This window comes from Kitasatospora sp. NPDC001132 (assembly GCF_053598415.1).
This window is the reverse complement of record NZ_JBSFKF010000009.1, coordinates 282,203-298,554: the sequence shown is the minus strand read 5'-3', so window position 1 is coordinate 298,554 and position 16,352 is coordinate 282,203. Positions and strand designations below refer to the sequence as shown.

Below are 16,352 nucleotides of genomic sequence, written 5' to 3'. Positions count from 1 at the left end.
GGCCGCGACCGCCGCCGGGGGCAGCCCGGCCGCCGCCGCGGCGCCTTCGGGCGGCACCCCGCGCGCCAAGGCGGGCACCCCCGCCGCCGGCCGTCCGACCACGGGCAAGGCGCCCGTCACCGCCGCGCCCGCCGGCGACCGGCAGGCCGCCATCGGCAGCCCGGGCAAGGACGGCGGCGCCGTCACCGCGGCGACCAGGAACCTCCAACTGACGGCGTACGACCCGGCGGCCGGGACGGCGGTGCTGTCGGCGGCGGAGCCGGCCGCCACGCCCTCGGCCACGCCCTCGGCCCCGGCTTCCGCCTCCGCGTCCGCTTCGGCTTCCGCCGCCTCCGCCTCGCCCGGTGCCGGCCCGACCGCGGCCACGGCGGCCGTCCAGCCCGGGCAGCTGATCGCCAGCCCGCCCACCGCCGCCGCACCACAGGGCGCCCTGGTCGCCGTCACCGGCGTCCGCCCCGCCCCGGGCAACACCCTCGCCCTGACCACCCGTCCGGCCACCCTGGCCGAACTCCTCGGCGGCACCGAGGCCGACGGCAACGTCCCCGTCGACCCGCGCGGCATCACCGTGACCCCGCTGGTCAAGGACCTCAAGGCGACCGCGGGCCTGACCGCCGGCGGCATCCAGGCCGACGCCTCCGGCACCCTCGAGGTGAACGTCAAGGCCCCCGTCCCGCTGCCCGACGGCGCGAGCCTCGACGCGTCCGGCTCGCTCCAGCTCCACCCCGCCGTCCACTTCGCCTACCACGGTGCGGCGGCCGGCAGTCCGCGCACCGCCTCGATCGGCTTCGACCTCGGCGCCCACGCCCAGTGGAAGGTCGCCGGTGACGCCGCCCGCGGCACCGGCGCGGCGCCCGTCCGGGTGCCCTTCGCCAAGCTGCAGGCCAGCCCGGTGCTGACCGTCGCCGGCCTGCCCGTGGTCGTCAACCTCGGCCTCACCTGCTACCTGGAGGTCAGCGCCGACGGCCAGGTCCACCTGGAGGCCGAGCAGGACGCCACCGGCACCTGGGCGGTGCGCGCCGACTACACCGGCGGCAAGGGCTGGACCCCGGTCACCGATGCCGAGACCAAGGTCGCCCCGGTGCACGTGCGGCTCAACGGCAAGGCGGGCGTGCGGGCCGCGCTCGGCGCCGAGATCAGCCTCGGCCTGTACGACACGGTCGGCGTGGAGACCCGCGTCGCCCCCTACCTGAGCGCCCGGGCCGAAGGCTCGCTGGTCGCCGACTCCTCCGGCAACCCGCCGCAGGTGACGGGAAGTTGGTCCCTGGTCGGCGGCATCGACCTGAACGGCTCACTGCTCGCCCACCTGAAGGTCTTCGGCACCCCGATCATCGAGGGCAAGCTGCCGCTGCCGCCGTTCCACCGGGAGTGGCCGCTGCTCGCCGGCTCGGCCACGCTGCCGGCGCCGCAGCACGGCTGAGACACTGACCTGCCGTCATCCCACGGGCCCCTCGGTCGAGTTCTCCGACCGGGGGGCCCTCGTCGTGGGTAGGCTCGGACCGACGGAAGGGGGAGCGAGGTGGGGAACAGGCGCCGGGTGTTCGGCGGGGTGGCCGTCCTGGTCTGGGTCGGGACGCTGGTGCTGCACGCCGCCACCGGGATCGGCTGGTGGGTGGTCGTCCCAGCGGTGGCGGCGGCGGTGCTGGCCGCGTTGGCGCTGCCGGCGCCGGATCGACCGGGCGCGGGGGGGGCCAGACGCCGCAGAGACACGCGCGCCGCGCTGCCGAGCGGCCCCGTCCCTGCGGGCAGGGCGTTCACCGGGCCCGGGGCCCTTCCTGGGGGCCGAGCGCCGGCTCCGGGCACGGGGATGGTTTTTCACCACGACGACGTCGGCGACCTCGGCGTCGTCGCCGGAAGCGTCTTCACCTGGGCGGACGACGCGGTGGTCGCCGGGGACGGTTCCGGGGCCCGGTACCGGCCCCTGCTCGACTACGCCGACGACCCGCTCACCCCCGTGGCCGCCGAGACCGTCACCGACGGCCTGGAGCGGCTCTTCCTCCGCCTCGGCCCGCCGCCCGGCGCCGCCCGCAACCCCGACCGAACCGCCCCCACGCCCCGAGGTGACGACCGGTGACCACCCCCGAGGAGGGCCGCACCCGCCGCCCGACGGCCCTGGAGATCGCCACCCAGTGGGCCCGACTTCCGCCGGAGCACCTGCGGGTGGCCCTGGAGCACCTCGAGCTGGAACTCCAGCGCGAGCACGCCAGGGAGAGCGCCAGGGAACGCCACCAGGCGGCGTTGGAACGCGACCGGGCGGCGTCGGCCTCGGCGCTCGAGGCGGCCCGGATACGGGAGGAGCACGTCACCGAGCGCGCCCGGATCGCCGCCCAGGAGGGCAAGGAGCGGCGCGCCCACCAGCTCTACCTCGGCGGCCTGGTGGCGGGCTTCGTGCTCGCGGCCGGGATGCTCGTCGGCTCGGTGGTCGTCGGTCTGGCCGGCCGCCAGTGGCTGGCCGGCCTGCTCGCCGGGCCCAGCCTGATCGCCCTGCCGGTGGTCTTCGTCCTGCGCCGCAGCGACCGCCTCACCGCCCGCCCGCGGATGCTCCCGATGCCCTCCACACCGGAGCAACTCCCGGGCGACCAGCCCGCGTAGCCCGGGAGCGGCGTCCTCCCGACGGAGGATGCGGCGGACGCGGGGACCCGGGCGCGCTCCCCGGGCCCGTACACGGCGGAGCCGGTCCGCTCCGCGCCCGGTGGCTCCCGGAGCGTTCCCGCGGCCGTGGAGCCGACCGGCCGCCGGGCCCCGGAACGCGGCGTCAGGTGCCGGCGGTCGGGGCTTCGTCCTTCTTGACGCCCAGGAGGATCTGGTCCAGCACCGAGACGTCCGGGGCGGCCGGGTCGTCGTCCACGCCGCCGTCGAAGACCACGTAGCCGCCGCCCTTCGCGGGGAGGGCGGCCAGCAGGACGTAACCCTGGGTGCCGTCGGCGTTGGTGATGTGCCAGCGGGTGGCGTAGCCGGCCACGCCGGCCACGGCGAGGCTGCCGGAGCCGTAGTCGGTCTGCGAGGTCATCCCGCTGAAGATCTGCTTGGCGACGGCCGGCATGGCGGCGTCGGCGGCCGCCTTGGGGGTGTCGCCCTGGATGGTGTTCTTCTCCACCGAGAACCGGCCGCGGATGCAGGCCTTGCCGTTCGCACAGGTGTAGCGGCCGCTGCCGAGGTAGACCGACCACTGCGGGGTGTCCTTCGCCGCCACGTCCCAGCCCTCGAACACCGGGAGGGTGATCGAGTGCTGCTGGTCCGCGACGGTGGTCCTGAGGACCGGGGCGGGCTTGGGCGTGGACGGCTTCGGGGTGGGGGTGGGGCTCGGGCTCGTCGTCGGCTCGGTGCTGCGGCTGACGGAGACGGTGGGGTCGGTGGTCGGATCCGCCACCGGGTCACCGCCGTGGCCGAGCGCGAGCCCGGCGATGCCGCCGCCGACCGCCAGGACGGCGACCGCGACGGCGATGACCACGCCCGGCCTGACCCGCTGCGGGGCGGGGGCCACGGGCGGGTAGCCGGGGCCGGGGTGGCCGTGGCTCACGGCGGGGTACGGCTGCGGCTGCGCGGGGTAGGCCGGGTAGGGCTGTTGCGCGGGGTGGGGCTGCTGTGCCGGGTAGGCCTGGGGCCCGGGGTGCGCCTCCAGGCCCGGGTAGCCGTAGCCGCCGCCCTGGACCGGCCGGACGTCGTTGGTCCAGGCCGTGCCGTCCCACCAGCGCTCGTGGCCGGGGGCGCCGTCCGGACCGGGGACCGGGTACCACCCGGGAGGCGTCGCGTTGTTCACGGCCGTACGGTACCCGGCGGCGGGCCGCCCCCCGCTGGGAGGGGTGCCGCGCTCGTCGCACCCGACGGGCGGTGTCGGTGCCGAGGGTTACGGTGCCGACCATGACCGACTACGACTGGATCCACCAGGGCCCGATCGACTGGCTGCGCGAACGGCACCACGGCGAGGACGAGACCGTTCTGGTGTACTTCAGGGGCACCACCCCGGCCGCCGTGGCCGACGGTCTGATCGCGCAGCGCCGCCCGCCGTTCGCCCGGGGTGCGGACCCGGCGCCCGGCGACTGGGGCGTGATCGTGCACCCGTTGTTCGACCACGCCCGCGACGACTACGGCGTCGTCGACTACCGCGGGCTCTGCCCCGAGGGCGCAGAGTTGGCGGTGTTCGTGCCCAACCCCTGCATCGGCAAGGCCCACGGCCCGGAGGCGTACCACTTCCGGGACGGTCGGTTCTCCTTCTCCGTCAGCTACGAGAACACCCTGTTCACCGAGGAGTACCTGCCCGAGGGGCTGGTCTCCCTCGTCACGGCGGCCGGGCTCGACCCCAGGGGCGAGTGCTCCGGGGCCCAGGACCGCGAACAGCGGCTCACCGCCCTGATCTGCGACCACCTTGGCCTGCCCGCGCTGGACCGGGCCGCCATGGCGGTGGACCACGAGCTGATGGCCGACTACTGGTAGGAGCGCCCGGGCAGACGACGGGTGGTGGGCCGGGCACGCACCCGCCTGGATAGCATCATCCGATGATCTCCTCCAATGCCCGCACCATGGTCTTCGACATCGACGGCACGCTCTGCTTCGACGGGAGGACGATCGACAACAGGATCCTCGGCGCCCTCGACGCCTGCGAACAGGCCGGCCACCAGCTGGTCTTCGCCTCCGCCCGGCCGGTCCGCGACCTCCTGCCCGTCCTCGACGGGGCGTTCCCCACCGCCACGCTCATCGGCGGCAACGGCAGCCTGGTCTCCGTCGACGGCCAGGTGCGGGCGCGGACCGCGTTCGAGGCCGACGAACTCGGCCGGCTGCTGGGCGAGGTGGAGCGGTTCCGGGCGGGCTACCTCGCCGACGGCCCGTGGGACTACGCCTACACCGGACCGGCCGACCACCCGATCCGCGGCCGGGTCGACCAGGGCGGCCTCGCCCGCCGGGTGGAGCTCGCCGAACTCTCCGCCGTGGTCAAGTTCCTGGTGGTCGAGGCGACCGACCTCCCGGGCCTCGCCGAGGCCTGCCGCGCGCTCGGGCTGAACGTCAACCACCACCTCGACGAGGCGATCATCGACTTCGCCCCGGGCACCACCAACAAGTGGGAGGCGCTGACCTCGCTGGGGATCGACGCCTACGACGCCTTCGGCAACGACATCAACGACCTCGACCTGCTGCGCAACGCGCGGCACTCCGTCCGGGTCGGCACCCACCCGGGCCTGGACGGCGTCGCCGGCGTCACCGTCGCCGCCGAACCGGAGGCCGTCGCCGCGGAGATCTCCCGGCTGGCATAGGGGTCGTCGGGTCGGGGCGCCCGTGCCGTCCGCGTCAGGCCGCCCGGCACCGGCCCCGGCCGTCGCGTCGGCCGGCAGTGATTTCCGGGCGCGTGATCAAGACGTGCGAGGGTTGGGGGAGATGACCGCCGCGCGACCCCCTGGGGGAGAGCATGTCCGCACCTGCCGACCCGGTGCAGAGCCACCGGGCGATCGAGGCCCTGATCGCGCGCTACGCCGAACTCGTCGACGACGGTGACTTCGCGGGGCTCGGCGCCCTGCTCGCCGACGCCGTCTTCGTCGGCGGCGGGGAGCCGGTGAGTGGGAGCGAGGCGATCGAGGCGATGTTCCGCGGGATGATCGTCGTCCACGCCGACGGCACGCCGCGGACCCAGCACGTCACCACCAACGTGGTCGTCGAGGTCGACGAGCGCGCGGGGACGGCGGTCGCCCGCTCGTACGTCACCGTGCTGCAGGCACTGCCCGACGTGCCGCTGCGGACCATCGCCGCCGGCCGGTACCACGACCGCTTCGCGCGCGGGGAGGACGGCCGGTGGCGGTTCGCGGAGCGGCGGGTGCGGATCACCCTGGTCGGCGACCTGAGCCGCCACATCCGGCAGTAGGCAGTAGGCGGCGGGTAGTCGGGTGGTCGGCGACAGGGCGCGCCGGCCCGGAGGAGGCCGGCCCGGACGAGGCGGGCGGGCCCGGGAGAGGCGGTCAGTGGTGCGGGAGCTGTTGGCGGGTGCGGCACGGGCCGCGCTGGGCGCCGGGCGGCGACTGGAGTCGGTCGAACGGCTGGCGGGCGGCAGCAAGAAGGGCGTGTACCGCCTCTTCATGGACGACGGGACGACGGCGATCGCCTACCGCTGGGCCGGCGCCGAGAACTACTGGCCGGCGGCCGAGGGGGACGACGACCTCGCCGACCCGTTCTCGCCCGGCCTCGGGCTCGACCTGTTCGAGGCCGCGCACGCACGGCTGGACGCGCTCGGCGTCCGGGTTCCGGCGCTCCGGTTCGTCCGGCGCGCCGGGGACCGGGACGGCGCCCCGTGCACGGGCGACCTCGCGATCGTCGAGGACGTCCCCGGCGAGAGCCTGGAGAAGCTGCTCGCCCGCGACCCGCGCGCCGCCGCCCCGGTGCTGGCCCGGCTCGGCGAGGCGCTGGACGCCATGCGCGGCCACCGGGCGCCCGGCTACGGGAAGGTGGCGGTCGTCGACGGAGGAGGAGCCTCGCACGGGCCGTCCTGCGAGGGCGTCGTGCTGGACCGCGCGCTGCGCGACCTCGCGGAGGCGGCGGCCCGCGACCCCCGGATCGCGGAAGCCCGGGACCGGTTCGCGGAACGGCTGCGGGCCCTGGCGGCGGCGGTGCGGCCCCGCGCCGAGTACAGCGTGGTGCACGGCGAACTCGGGCCCGACCACGTCCTGGTGGATGCCGAAGGCCGTCCGGTGCTGATCGACGTCGAGGGCGCGATGTACTTCGACGCCGAGTGGGAGCACGTCTTCCTGCGGATCCGCCTGCCCGAGGCCGGTTACCTTCCGCTGGCGGTGGACGGCCTGGACGAGGACCGGCTCGCCCTCTACGCGCCGGCGCAGCGCCTCTCGCTGACGGCGGGACCGCTGCGCCTGCTCGACGGGGACTTCCCGGCCCGCGAGGCGATGGCCGGCATCGCCGAGCACAACCTGCGGCAGGCCCTGCACCTGCTGGACGGCTGACCGCCGACCGCTGACGGATCACGGCTGACGGCCGGGCCGGAGTCGCCCCCGGCTCGGCCGTACGCGCCGAGCGGCGTCAGCCGGCGAGCTGGGCCCGGAAGACGGCGCTGTTGAAGTACGCCCTGGCCTCCCGGATGAGCCCAGTGTCGTCCAGCTCGTAGACGTTGATGCCGGACCAGTTGACCGGCCTGCCGTCCAGGGCGACGGCCGCGCCCCGCCAGGAGACCGCGACGTGGTTGCCGACGGTGTGCGCCTCCAGGGGCGTCAGCCCCAGGAAGGGGCGGAAGCCGGGCAGGACGGAGGCGATGAACTCGTGGATCGCGGCGCGCCCGGTGATCGGCGGCGTGCCGACCGGGTCGTGGAAGACGCCGTCCTCGGCGAAGGCGCCCGCCCAGGCGTCGGCGTCGCCTTCCTGGGAGGCCTGGAAGAACCGGAGAACGGCGGGCGGCATGGCCGGGAAAGTCATGGAAGATCCTTCGGGAGATGGTGACTTGACGGTGTGCTGGTGTGACGTCGTGGTGAGGCTCAGCGGCTTCGGCGGCCGCCCCCGGCCCTCAGGGCGGTCAGCGCGGCGGCCGCGGAGACCGCGAGGAGACCGCAGACCCCCGGCCAGCCGAGCCGGTCGTGCAGGCGGATGCCGAGCCAGGATCCGGCGCTGCCGCCGAGGAACGAGCAGGTCATGTAGGCGGTGTTCAGTCGGCTGCGGGCCTCCGGGCGCAGGGCGAAGATGCGGGCCTGGTTGGCGACCTGGCTGCACTGCACCGCCACGTCCAGCAGCAGCAGGCCGGCGGCCAGCGCGACCAGGCCCGGCGCGCCTCCGGCGCTGCCCCCGGCGAGCACCGCGGCGGCGGCGAGGGTGGCGGCGGCGCACCAGCCGTTCACCCGGTCCGGGCCGTACCGGTCGACCCGGCGGCCGGCGGCCGGGGCGCAGAACATGCTCGCCGCCCCGATCAGCGCCAGCAGGCCGACCGCCTGGGCGCCGAGGCGGTAGTGCGGGCCGGCGAGCAGCAGGGCGAGCGCCGTCCAGGCGGCGCTGAAGCCGCCGAAGAGCGCGGCCTGGCAGAGCGCGGAGCGGCGCAGGCCCGGCTCGGTGCGCAGCATCCGCACGGTGTCGGCGAGCAGGGCCGGGTACCGGTCGCGGACGGCCGGCGTGGTGCCGGGCAGGGTCAGCCCGAGGACGAGGGCGAGCAGGCCGGTGAGGGCGGCGGCGGCCAGGTACGGGGCGCGCCAGCCGAGGTGCTCGCCCAGGACGCCGCCGAAGGTGCGGGCCAGCAGGATGCCGCCGATCAGGCCGCCCTGGAGGGTGCCGATCACGGTGCCGCGCCGGTCGGGCGCGACCAGGCCGGCGGCCAGTGGGAGGAGCAGCTGCGGGACGACCGTGGCCAGGCCGACCACCGCGCCCGCCGCGACCAGCGGACCGGCGGCGGGGGCGAGTCCGGCGGCCAGCAGCGCGCAGCCCGTGACGGCCAGCAGCACGGTGATCAGCGGACAGCGGGGGAGCCGGTCGCCGAGCGGCACCAGGAGGAAGATCCCCGCGGCGTAGCCGAGCTGGGTGACCGTGGCGAGGTTCGCCGCGGTGTCCGGGGTGACGCCGAGCCCGTCGGCGACGAGCGGGGTGAGGGCCTGCGGGAAGTAGACGTTGGCCACGCTGACGCCGCAGGCCAGCGCCATCACCAGCGGCAGCCGCCGGCCCGGCGAGGCGGGCGCGGGCTCGGGCTGGGGCGCGGCTGCGGGGGACGGCGGGGCGGACGGATCGGTCCGGGGCATCACCACTCCTGTCGAACGAACTAGTTGGTTCGGTTGCTCGACGTGAGCGTGGCAGACCGGTCGCGGGGACGTCAAACGAACCGGTTCGTTACCATCGCTCCATGGCGTACGACTCGACGGCAACCAAGGAGCGGATCCTCGCGGCGGCGGCCACCGAATTCGCCGCGCACGGCGTCGCCGGCGCCCGCGTGGACCGCATCGCCGCCCAGGCCCAGGCCAACAAGCGGGCGATCTACGACTACTTCGGTGACAAGGACAGGCTCTTCGCCGCCGTCCTCGAACGCCTCATGGCCGACCTCGCCCAGGCCGTCCCGCCCGGCGACGAGGAGCTGTCCGCGTACGCCGAGCGCCTCTTCGACTACCACCTGGCCCATCCCGAGGCCCTGCGACTGCTCCTGTGGGAAGCCCTCGAACTCGGCGACCAGCCCGTCCCCGGCGAAGAGGCCCGCACCCGCCACTACCAGGACAAGCTCCGGGCGGCGCGGTCCGCGGACGACACCGGCGACCCCCGGGCGCGACTGTTCCTCACGCTCGGCATGGTCGGCTGGAGCCTCGCCATGCCCCAGCTCCGCCGCATGATCCTCGGTCCCGACCACACCCTCGACGGGCTGCGCACGGACATCGCCCACGCCGTCCGGGCCCTGCCGGCCGGAGAGGCACACCCCGGGCAGGCATGACCCTCCCGGGGCCGGGTGCTGTCGTCGCTTCGGGGGGCCGGTGTTCTGACATGGACATGGTGACATGGGGATCCATGGCCCGAAGGGCGACGTGTACTCCGCGGCGAACTGCCAGGGGCACTGACGCGCGAGATCGCCGCCGGGACGTCCGTGGCGACGGTCGGGTTCAGCTACTTCGTCAACTGACGCACTTCGTCAACTGACGCCGGGGTGAGCGCGACGAGGAGGTTCGATGGAGATCCCCGGTCCCGAGCCCCGTGCGGACGACGGCGCGGGCGCGATCGCGCGGGCGGGCGGACTGCACACCTGCCGCATGCCGGTGAGCCCGCGGGCCGCCCGCGGCGCGCCCCGCCGAGCGGGCCTGGCGAGAAGCCCTATCGCGATATATCGTGAGTTCTCGTTCGCGCCGCTGCCCAACGCGCGAAGACCATCGTCGAGTTCAGGACGGGAACCATGCCGGGAGAGATCGTGCCCGCCGGGACGCAGGCCGGCCGGGGCCCGCAGTCCGCGATGCGGGCCTCGCACGCCGACCGGGACCGGGTGGCCGAGCTGCTTCGGGTCGCGGCGGGTGACGGCCGGCTGACCCCGGACGAGCTGGACGAGCGACTGGAGGTCGCGCTGTCGGCCCGGACGCTCGGCGAACTGGCCGGGCTCACCGCCGACTTGCCGGCCGTGTCGGTCTCCGCCGACGGGGTGGTGGCGGAGGTCAAGGACGTCCTGCGGATCGACCAGCGGTGGAGCCGGGTCCGGCGGGAGGGCCGCTGGGTGGTGCCGCGCCGGCTGGAGCTCTCCGTGGAGTGGTGCGACGTGACCCTCGACTTCACCCAGGCGGTGATCACCCAGGACACTCTGCGGATCGACCTGGACATGGAGGGCAAGACCCTGACGCTGATCACCCGGCCGGGCATCGTGGTCGATTCCGACGGCCTGGCACTGGAGTTCAGCCGGGTCAGGAACCGCCGGGCGCCGGACCCCGGCGTGCCGACCACCCTGCGCGTGGAACTGGTCGGCACCAAACGCCACGGCCGCGTGGTCGTGCGGCAGCCGCGCAGGACCGCCGGCCGGTGGCTGCCGCGGAGGAACGCGAACGGGTGAACCCGTCGCGTTTCCGCGGCGCCACACGGGAGCGCCGGGTTCGTGTCGTGTGCCGCAACCGTCGAGGTCCGGCGCCGACCTCCCCTACCCTTCCTCCATGCTCTCTGTGGTGGTGGCCCCCTGGGCGGAACGAGCGGAGCCGGTGTTCGTCCACAACCCGGACGAACTTCACGACGCCGCCAGCACGATGAAGGTCGCGGTGCTCGCGGCGCTCTGCCGCGGCGGGGCGAACCTCGACGCCGAGGTGCCGGTGGTGAACCGCTTCGAGTCCGTCGTGGGCGGCGAGTTCGGCAACGACCCGGACTGGGACAGCGATCCGCTGCCCTGGGAACTGCTCGGCACCCACGTGCCGCTGCGCCTGCTCGCCGAGCGGATGATCACCCACTCCTCCAACCTGGCCACCAACATCTGCCTGGCCCGCACCACCCCGCAGGCCGTCGCCGAGGTGTGGCGCCGCGCCGGAGCCACGCACAGCTCCACCCCGCGCGGCATCGAGGACTACGCGGCGCGCGCCCAGGGCGTGCACAACCGGGTGAGCGCCCACGACCTGGTGCGGCTGCTGCGCTCGCTCGCCGGGGAGCCCGAACTCCTCGCGCTCCTCGAGTGCAACGAGTTCCGGGTGGACCTGGCCGCCGGCCTGCCCTCCAACACCCGGATCGCCTTCAAGAACGGCTGGTTCCCCGGCGTCCGGCTCAGCGTCGGCCTGGTCCAGCCGGCCGACTGCCCGCCCTACCTGATCGCCGTCTGCTACACCGGCCGGCTCGCCGACGGCACCGACCGCACCGACCCGGCGGCCCGGCTGCTCGCCCGGATCTCCAAGGCGGTGTGGGACCGCCGGGACCAGATCAGCCGGCCGGCGCCGCCGGTCCGCCCGACGACGCCGGCCCGCCCGGAGCCGTCAGCCCGTCCAGCGCCGCCTCGTTCAGCAGGTTGATCCGTACGAACCCCTCGTGGCCGGTGAGTTCGAAGTGCCGCTCGTCGAGCGCGAGCAGCCGGGCGGCCGGGGCGGCGACCCGGGCGAACAGGAAGTACCCGGTGTCCACCGGCGCGCGGTCCCGCAGCGCGCCGCTGCGGAGGAGCCGCCGGTGGTTGGCCCGGATGTGTTCCACCAGCCGCCGGTTGCCCTCCCCGTCGAGCATCAGGTCGGCGGCGCGGTGGGCGAACAGGCGGTCGGCGACCGTGACGTCCCCGTGCAGGTTGACGTGGAGGTCGGCGAGCGGCTCGCGCAGCCGTTCGGGGACGAGCAGGTGGGCGCAGCGGTAGCCGTGGATGGAAAGGTACTTGGTGGGGCTCACCAGCCGCACCGTGAGGTCGGCCGGCAGGGCGGCGCTCTCCTCGCGGCGGCCGCCGTCCCAGCGCAGGTACTGGAAGGTGCCGTCCACGAACACCAGTGACCCGGTGGCCCGTTGCCACTCGCCGATCCGCCCGATCACCCCGGCCGGGACCGGCTGCCCGGCGTACCAGAGCGGATCGGTGAGCAGGAGTACCGTCCGCTCGTCGGGCAACTCCGGTGCGAAGCCCTCCTGTCGGGCGTGCAGTTCGCTCACCCGGACCGGCTCGATGCCGAACTTCCGGAAGAAGTAGGCGAACTTGTAGTAGACGGGCGGCAGGTAGTGGACGCGCCGCACGCCGCTCAGCTGCAGCCAGGTGCAGAAGGTGCCGAGCAGGCTGCTGGAGCCGCCCGCCGGGATCACCTGCTCCGGCCCGTACTCCACCTCGTCGTACGCGCTGTGCAGCCGGGCGATCTTGGCCCGCAGGGCGCGGTCCTCGTCGATCGCCGAGTAGCGGGTGACGTCGCCGAGCAGGTACGGCGGGGTGTGGGCGAGCGGGCCGAGGTAGTCGGCGACGAACGGGTGCCCGCCGTTGTAATCGGAGACGAACAGCCGCCCGCCCGGGTGCTGCCGTTCGCGCTCCACGGCCTCGTGCAGGTCGAGCATGCGGAACAGGGACGGCACCGGACCTCCAGGGCGTCGACTGGCCGGGTCGGCCGCCAGCCTGTACCGCGACCCGGCGCGGGCACAAGACCGCCCGCCCGGGGCGTGCGCCGGGAAACCGGTACCGGTCGCACACGCATGACGGTCCGCCGGTTGCGGTATCGCATGGAAGGGCCCTGTTCAACGGCTGCTCGAACGGGCTGTTCAACCGGCTGCTCACCGGGTTGCTCGAGGCGCTGCGCGCAGGACCGCTCGAAGGGCTGCGCGCAGGCTAGGGGGTGGATCGACGTGTCGTCCCGGCTCCGCGTGGTCGCCCGGTCGATCACGGCGGTCGCGGTCACCGCGGCCTATGCGGCGCTGCACCTGCTGGTCAACGTGGGCATGGGCGAGCAGGTGCGCGGGAGCAGGGTGGGGGCGTGGTGCTGTGGGGCGGTCGCCCTGGCGCTGCTCGGGCCCGCCCTGTGGCTGCGCCACCGCCGCCGGTCCGGGGTCGCCGAGATCGTCGCGCTGGTCAACCGGTACGGCACGCCGCAGCCGCGCCGGCGGCGCGCCGTCCGGATCGCCCAGGCCGCCGGCTGCGTGCTGTCCGGGGGCGGAGCCCTCGTCGTCGCGGCGTCGGAGCGGAGCGAGGGACTCCCGCCGAGGGTGTCGCTCCTGCTGCTGGTCGGCGGTGCGGCGGCCGCGGGGGCCGGACTCCTGGTCCTGCGCCGCACCCGCCCGTACGCGGCTCGCGGGGCCGCCCAGGCGCTGCTACGGGACGGCCGCAGACCCGTGCTCTACCTGCGCAGCTTCGACGACGAGGCCGCCGCCAGGGAGGACGCCCGGACGGCGGCGGGCCTGCGCACCCGGGAGGTGCAGTTCGCCGCCGCGCTGGGCGCCGTGGGCCCGGTGATCGCGGTGGGACGGCCGGGCGAGACGCTGCCGCTCCTGGGCGCCGCCCGGTTCTACCTGCCGCTCGACGACTGGCAGGGCACCGTGCGGCGGCTGATGGACCTGTCCCAGCTGATCGTCCTGCGCCTCGGGCCGGGGGAGGGGCTGCGCTGGGAGATCGGGGAGGCCAGGGCCACGCAGCCGCCGGCGAAGCTGATCCTGCTGGCCCCGCGCGGCCTGGCGGAGCTGGCCGGGGAGTTGAACGAGAGCCTGCCCACCCCGCTGCTGCCCAGGGAACTGGTCACCGGCGGGCACTGGACCGGAGCCGTCATCACCTTCGACGGCCAGTGGACCCCGCGGGTGTTCCCGGTGAAGGAGCGCCAGGGCCCGGCGGCGTGGCGGTGGATGGCCCGGTCGGGCATCTCCTCCCCGCCGACGCCCACGGTGCACCTGGCGCACACCATCCACACCGCCCTGACGGCCGACGGGAGGCGGCAGCGGGCGATGGCCTGGCGGGCTCAACTCGCCACGAGGAAAGCGGACCTGGTGGTCGCGGGGCTGGCCCTCGCGCTGGTCCCGCCGGGGTGGCTCGGGTACCGGATCCTGCAGTTGGCCGGCCGCTGGTGAGCCCGGCGGAGCGCCGCAGCGCCCCGCCGGGCCGGTGGCCGGCCGTGGCCCGTAGCCCGGAGCCGTCAGCTCGGAGCCGTCAGTCCGGAGCCGTCAGTACGGCTGCACCAGGACGTGCGCCGCGCCGGGGATGCCGACCTTCAGCAGCTCGTCCTCCTCCGGCGTGGTCGGGGTGCCCGTCTCCTGCTTGAGGACGGCCCGCGACAGGGCCTGGACCCACATCGCGCGCGGGCGGCGGCGCTCCTCCCAGGCGGCGAGGGCGGCCGGGACGGAGTCGGCCTCGTCCAGGCTCAGGGCGAGTACGAGGGCGTCCTCGACGGCCATCGCGGCGCCCTGGGCGAGGTGCGGGGTGGAGGCGTGGGCGGCGTCGCCGGCCAGCACGATCCGGCCGACGTGCCAGGGATCCTCGACGGTGACCTGGGAGATCCGCGAGTAGACCACGGCGGCCGGGTCGGTGATCTGCGCCAGCGCCCCGGCGATCGGGCCGCCGAAGCCGGCCAGCCGCTCGCGCAGCTGCTCGTGGGCGCGCTCCGGGTCCGGGCGGAAGTCCTCGGCCTCGGCGAAGACCGAGCCCAGGTACATCCGCTCCGCGCTGATCGGGGTGAGCAGCGCCTTCGCCCTCAGGTTGCCGGAGGACATCACCACGCCCCGCACCTCGGGCGAACGCGGCAGCGTGACCCGCCAGTTGGCGAAGCCGGTGTACTCGGGGAGGTACTTCTCGCCGTACAGCCGGCGGCGCAGCGGCGAGCCGATGCCGTCGAAGCCGACGACCAGGTCGTAGCGGCCGGCGTGCCCGTCGGTGAGGGTGACCTCGACGCCTTCGGCGTCCTCGGCCAGGGTGTCGATGGTGGTGCCGAAGCGGACGGTGACGCCCGCCTTCGCGGTGGCGTCGGCGAGGACGCGGGCCAGCGCGGGGCGCGGTATGCCGTTGTTGGAGGGGGCGTCGCCCATCCGGGGCTGCGGGATCTTCGCGAGGGTGGCGCCGGCCGGGTCGCAGATGGTCAGCATCTCCCACTCGAAGCCGACGGCCAGGCAGTCCTCCAGGACGCCGATCTCGCGCATCACGTGCAGGGCGTTGGACGGCTGGATGATGCCGACGCCGAGGGCCTCCAACTGCTCGCGCAGCTCGGCGACGTCGACCTGGTGGCCGCGCTGGGCGAGGGCGGTGGCGAGGGTGAGGCCGCCGATGCCGCCGCCGTGGACGAGGACGCGCAGGGCTCTGGTCATGAGGGGTGCTCCGTAGGGAAGTTCACGGGAGGTCCGGCCGGGGGAAGGGGACGGATCAGCCGGCGGGCGTGGCGGCGAGGTCCATCAGGTGGTCGACCAGGGCGAGCAGCAGGTCCCGTCCGAAGGCGCGCTCGCGCACGTCCCCGAGCAGCATCGGCACCTGCGGGTCGAGGTCGAGCGCGGCCCGGATCTCGTCGGGGGTACGGGTGTTGGTGTTGTGGAAGCAGTTGATCGCGACCACGAACGGGATGCCCCGGCTCTCGAAGAAGTCGATGGAGGCGAAGCTGGTCTCCAGTCGGCGGGTGTCGGCGATGACGATCCCGCCGAGGGCGCCGTTGACCAGGTCGTTCCACATGAACCAGAAGCGTTCCTGGCCGGGCGTGCCGAACAGGTAGACGACCAGCTCGGGGCTGATCGTGATCCGGCCGAAGTCGAGCGCGACCGTGGTGGTGGTCTTCTGGTCGATGCCGGCCAGGTCGTCGATGCCGACGCTGGCCCGGGTCAGGTACTCCTCGGTGCGCAGCGGGGTGACCTCGCTGACCGAGCCGACCAGGGTGGTCTTGCCCACGCCGAAGCCGCCCGCGATCAGGATCTTGACGGCCGCCGGGGCGACCGGGGCGGCGGGGGAGCCGACGGCGGAGTGCGGTGTTGCCATGTTCAGAGTCTCCGGAGTCCTTCGCGTACGGCCGTGAGCAGGCCGAGGTCCACGCCCCCGGCGGCCCGGGCCACCGAGAGCGGTGCCCGGGCCTTCAGCAGGCCCTGGGCGACCAGGTCGCCCAGCAGGATCTTGGTGACCGAGACCGGGAGGTCCAGGTCCGCCGACACCTCGGCGACGGCGATCGGGTGCCGGCAGAGATCGAGGATCAGCCGGTGCTCGGGCTGCAGGCCGCGAGCGCCGGCGCGGTTGCCCCGCGCCAGGGCCGCTTCGGCCTTCTCCTCGACCGTGGTGAGCACGGTGATGAGGGTGAGGTCGTCCCGCTCGGGTGCGGTCCGGCCGCGGGTGATCGTGTACGGGCGCACCATGCTGCCCGACTCGTCCTCCGCTTCCTCCTCCAGCTCGCTCCAGTGCGGCACCGCGCCGCGCCGCCAGCGGTCGTCCCGGTCCTCCCGGTCGGACTGCGGACCGGGCTGCGGGTCGGAGGCGGGGCCGGACTGCGGACCGGCCTGCCGGCCGTCGTCGCGGCCGTCCCCCCAGGCGTCGTTCCCGTACGGTTCCACCC

General features: G+C 74.9%; 18 protein-coding genes. 11 read left to right on the top strand and 7 right to left on the bottom strand.

Going from position 1 to position 16,352, the window contains the following annotated elements:
* The 3 genes from ACWDBE_RS15845 to ACWDBE_RS15835 form a co-directional block, all read left to right on the top strand.
* Positions 1 to 1,417, top strand: a 1,417-nt coding sequence (locus tag ACWDBE_RS15845; RefSeq protein ID WP_449808296.1) for a hypothetical protein, incomplete at its 5' end; no start/stop codon positions are given.
* Positions 1,418 to 1,516: 99 nt separating this feature from the next.
* Positions 1,517 to 2,071, top strand: coding sequence for a hypothetical protein (locus ACWDBE_RS15840; RefSeq protein WP_449808295.1), 555 nt, complete (start codon positions 1,517 to 1,519; stop codon positions 2,069 to 2,071).
* A complete protein-coding gene (locus ACWDBE_RS15835) occupies positions 2,068 to 2,589 on the top strand; it encodes a hypothetical protein (protein WP_449788615.1) in 522 nt (173 codons plus the stop codon). The genes ACWDBE_RS15840 and ACWDBE_RS15835 overlap by 4 nt, the downstream gene beginning before the upstream one ends.
* Positions 2,590 to 2,752: 163 nt before the next feature.
* Here the strand turns inward: ACWDBE_RS15835 and ACWDBE_RS15830 are convergent, their stop codons facing one another.
* Complete coding sequence (locus ACWDBE_RS15830; protein WP_449808294.1) at positions 2,753 to 3,757, bottom strand: DUF2510 domain-containing protein; 1,005 nt, start codon at positions 3,755 to 3,757, stop codon at positions 2,753 to 2,755.
* 101 nt (positions 3,758 to 3,858) lie between these two features.
* On the opposite strand from ACWDBE_RS15830, the gene ACWDBE_RS15825 reads away from it, so the two are divergent.
* From ACWDBE_RS15825 to ACWDBE_RS15810, 4 genes are all read left to right on the top strand, one after another.
* Complete coding sequence (locus ACWDBE_RS15825) at positions 3,859 to 4,431, top strand: hypothetical protein (RefSeq protein WP_449788613.1); 573 nt, start codon at positions 3,859 to 3,861, stop codon at positions 4,429 to 4,431.
* A 62-nt stretch (positions 4,432 to 4,493) separates the two neighbouring features.
* Entirely contained in the window at positions 4,494 to 5,246 is a 753-nt protein-coding gene (locus tag ACWDBE_RS15820) for an HAD hydrolase family protein (RefSeq protein WP_449808293.1), read from the top strand.
* A gap of 152 nt (positions 5,247 to 5,398) precedes the next feature.
* Positions 5,399 to 5,848, top strand: a complete 450-nt coding sequence (locus tag ACWDBE_RS15815; RefSeq protein ID WP_449788611.1) for a nuclear transport factor 2 family protein — start codon at positions 5,399 to 5,401, stop codon at positions 5,846 to 5,848.
* 97 nt (positions 5,849 to 5,945) lie between these two features.
* Positions 5,946 to 6,935, top strand: coding sequence for a phosphotransferase (locus ACWDBE_RS15810; protein WP_449808292.1), 990 nt, complete (start codon positions 5,946 to 5,948; stop codon positions 6,933 to 6,935).
* Between the two features lie 76 nt (positions 6,936 to 7,011).
* Here the strand turns inward: ACWDBE_RS15810 and ACWDBE_RS15805 are convergent, their stop codons facing one another.
* Both ACWDBE_RS15805 and ACWDBE_RS15800 read right to left on the bottom strand, forming a co-directional pair.
* The gene (locus tag ACWDBE_RS15805) at positions 7,012 to 7,401 is read right to left on the bottom strand and encodes a nuclear transport factor 2 family protein (protein ID WP_449808291.1); all 390 of its coding nucleotides are present in this window, start codon (positions 7,399 to 7,401) and stop codon (positions 7,012 to 7,014) included.
* A gap of 59 nt (positions 7,402 to 7,460) precedes the next feature.
* Complete coding sequence (locus ACWDBE_RS15800; RefSeq protein WP_449808305.1) at positions 7,461 to 8,606, bottom strand: MFS transporter; 1,146 nt, start codon at positions 8,604 to 8,606, stop codon at positions 7,461 to 7,463.
* Between the two features lie 197 nt (positions 8,607 to 8,803).
* Between ACWDBE_RS15800 and ACWDBE_RS15795 the strand changes: the two genes are divergently transcribed.
* The 3 genes from ACWDBE_RS15795 to ACWDBE_RS15785 all read left to right on the top strand — a co-directional run bounded on the left by ACWDBE_RS15795 (position 8,804) and on the right by ACWDBE_RS15785 (position 11,408).
* The gene (locus ACWDBE_RS15795) at positions 8,804 to 9,379 is read left to right on the top strand and encodes a TetR family transcriptional regulator (RefSeq protein WP_449808290.1); all 576 of its coding nucleotides are present in this window, start codon (positions 8,804 to 8,806) and stop codon (positions 9,377 to 9,379) included.
* Positions 9,380 to 9,832: 453 nt separating this feature from the next.
* Entirely contained in the window at positions 9,833 to 10,474 is a 642-nt protein-coding gene (locus ACWDBE_RS15790; RefSeq protein ID WP_449808289.1) for a DUF1707 SHOCT-like domain-containing protein, read from the top strand.
* A 97-nt stretch (positions 10,475 to 10,571) separates the two neighbouring features.
* Complete coding sequence (locus tag ACWDBE_RS15785) at positions 10,572 to 11,408, top strand: serine hydrolase (RefSeq protein ID WP_449808288.1); 837 nt, start codon at positions 10,572 to 10,574, stop codon at positions 11,406 to 11,408.
* Here ACWDBE_RS15785 and ACWDBE_RS15780 read toward each other — a convergent pair.
* Complete coding sequence (locus ACWDBE_RS15780) at positions 11,320 to 12,429, bottom strand: aminotransferase class I/II-fold pyridoxal phosphate-dependent enzyme (RefSeq protein WP_449808287.1); 1,110 nt, start codon at positions 12,427 to 12,429, stop codon at positions 11,320 to 11,322. The two genes, ACWDBE_RS15785 and ACWDBE_RS15780, sit on opposite strands and share 89 nt — an antisense overlap.
* Before the next feature lie 267 nt (positions 12,430 to 12,696).
* Here ACWDBE_RS15780 and ACWDBE_RS15775 point away from each other — a divergent pair, with 267 nt between their 5' ends.
* A complete protein-coding gene (locus ACWDBE_RS15775; protein ID WP_449808286.1) occupies positions 12,697 to 13,905 on the top strand; it encodes a transferase in 1,209 nt (402 codons plus the stop codon).
* 93 nt (positions 13,906 to 13,998) lie between these two features.
* On the opposite strand, the gene ACWDBE_RS15770 is transcribed toward ACWDBE_RS15775, so the two are convergent.
* The 3 genes from ACWDBE_RS15770 to ACWDBE_RS15760 are packed head-to-tail and all read right to left on the bottom strand — an operon-like array spanning position 13,999 to position 16,350.
* The gene (locus ACWDBE_RS15770; RefSeq protein ID WP_449788606.1) at positions 13,999 to 15,132 is read right to left on the bottom strand and encodes an FAD-dependent monooxygenase; all 1,134 of its coding nucleotides are present in this window, start codon (positions 15,130 to 15,132) and stop codon (positions 13,999 to 14,001) included.
* Positions 15,133 to 15,187: 55 nt separating this feature from the next.
* Positions 15,188 to 15,787 (bottom strand): GTP-binding protein, encoded by a 600-nt coding sequence (locus ACWDBE_RS15765; RefSeq protein WP_392872336.1) that lies wholly within the window; start codon positions 15,785 to 15,787, stop codon positions 15,188 to 15,190.
* Positions 15,788 to 15,789: 2 nt separating this feature from the next.
* Positions 15,790 to 16,350 (bottom strand): DUF742 domain-containing protein, encoded by a 561-nt coding sequence (locus ACWDBE_RS15760; protein ID WP_449788605.1) that lies wholly within the window; start codon positions 16,348 to 16,350, stop codon positions 15,790 to 15,792.
* Positions 16,351 to 16,352 lie beyond the last annotated feature (2 nt).

What these genes read in the sequence shown, in the direction of transcription:
- ACWDBE_RS15825 (WP_449788613.1), top strand. Translation starts at nt 3,859, where the DNA reads ATGACCGACTACGACTGGATCCACCAGGGCCCGATCGACTGGCTGCGC.
- ACWDBE_RS15820 (WP_449808293.1), top strand. Translation starts at nt 4,494, where the DNA reads ATGATCTCCTCCAATGCCCGCACCATGGTCTTCGACATCGACGGCACG.
- ACWDBE_RS15815 (WP_449788611.1), top strand. Translation starts at nt 5,399, where the DNA reads ATGTCCGCACCTGCCGACCCGGTGCAGAGCCACCGGGCGATCGAGGCC.
- ACWDBE_RS15805 (WP_449808291.1), bottom strand. Translation starts at nt 7,401, where the DNA reads ATGACTTTCCCGGCCATGCCGCCCGCCGTTCTCCGGTTCTTCCAGGCC.
- ACWDBE_RS15800 (WP_449808305.1), bottom strand. Translation starts at nt 8,606, where the DNA reads ATGGCGCTGGCCTGCGGCGTCAGCGTGGCCAACGTCTACTTCCCGCAG.
- ACWDBE_RS15795 (WP_449808290.1), top strand. Translation starts at nt 8,804, where the DNA reads ATGGCGTACGACTCGACGGCAACCAAGGAGCGGATCCTCGCGGCGGCG.
- ACWDBE_RS15790 (WP_449808289.1), top strand. Translation starts at nt 9,833, where the DNA reads ATGCCGGGAGAGATCGTGCCCGCCGGGACGCAGGCCGGCCGGGGCCCG.
- ACWDBE_RS15785 (WP_449808288.1), top strand. Translation starts at nt 10,572, where the DNA reads ATGCTCTCTGTGGTGGTGGCCCCCTGGGCGGAACGAGCGGAGCCGGTG.
- ACWDBE_RS15770 (WP_449788606.1), bottom strand. Translation starts at nt 15,132, where the DNA reads ATGACCAGAGCCCTGCGCGTCCTCGTCCACGGCGGCGGCATCGGCGGC.
- ACWDBE_RS15765 (WP_392872336.1), bottom strand. Translation starts at nt 15,787, where the DNA reads ATGGCAACACCGCACTCCGCCGTCGGCTCCCCCGCCGCCCCGGTCGCC.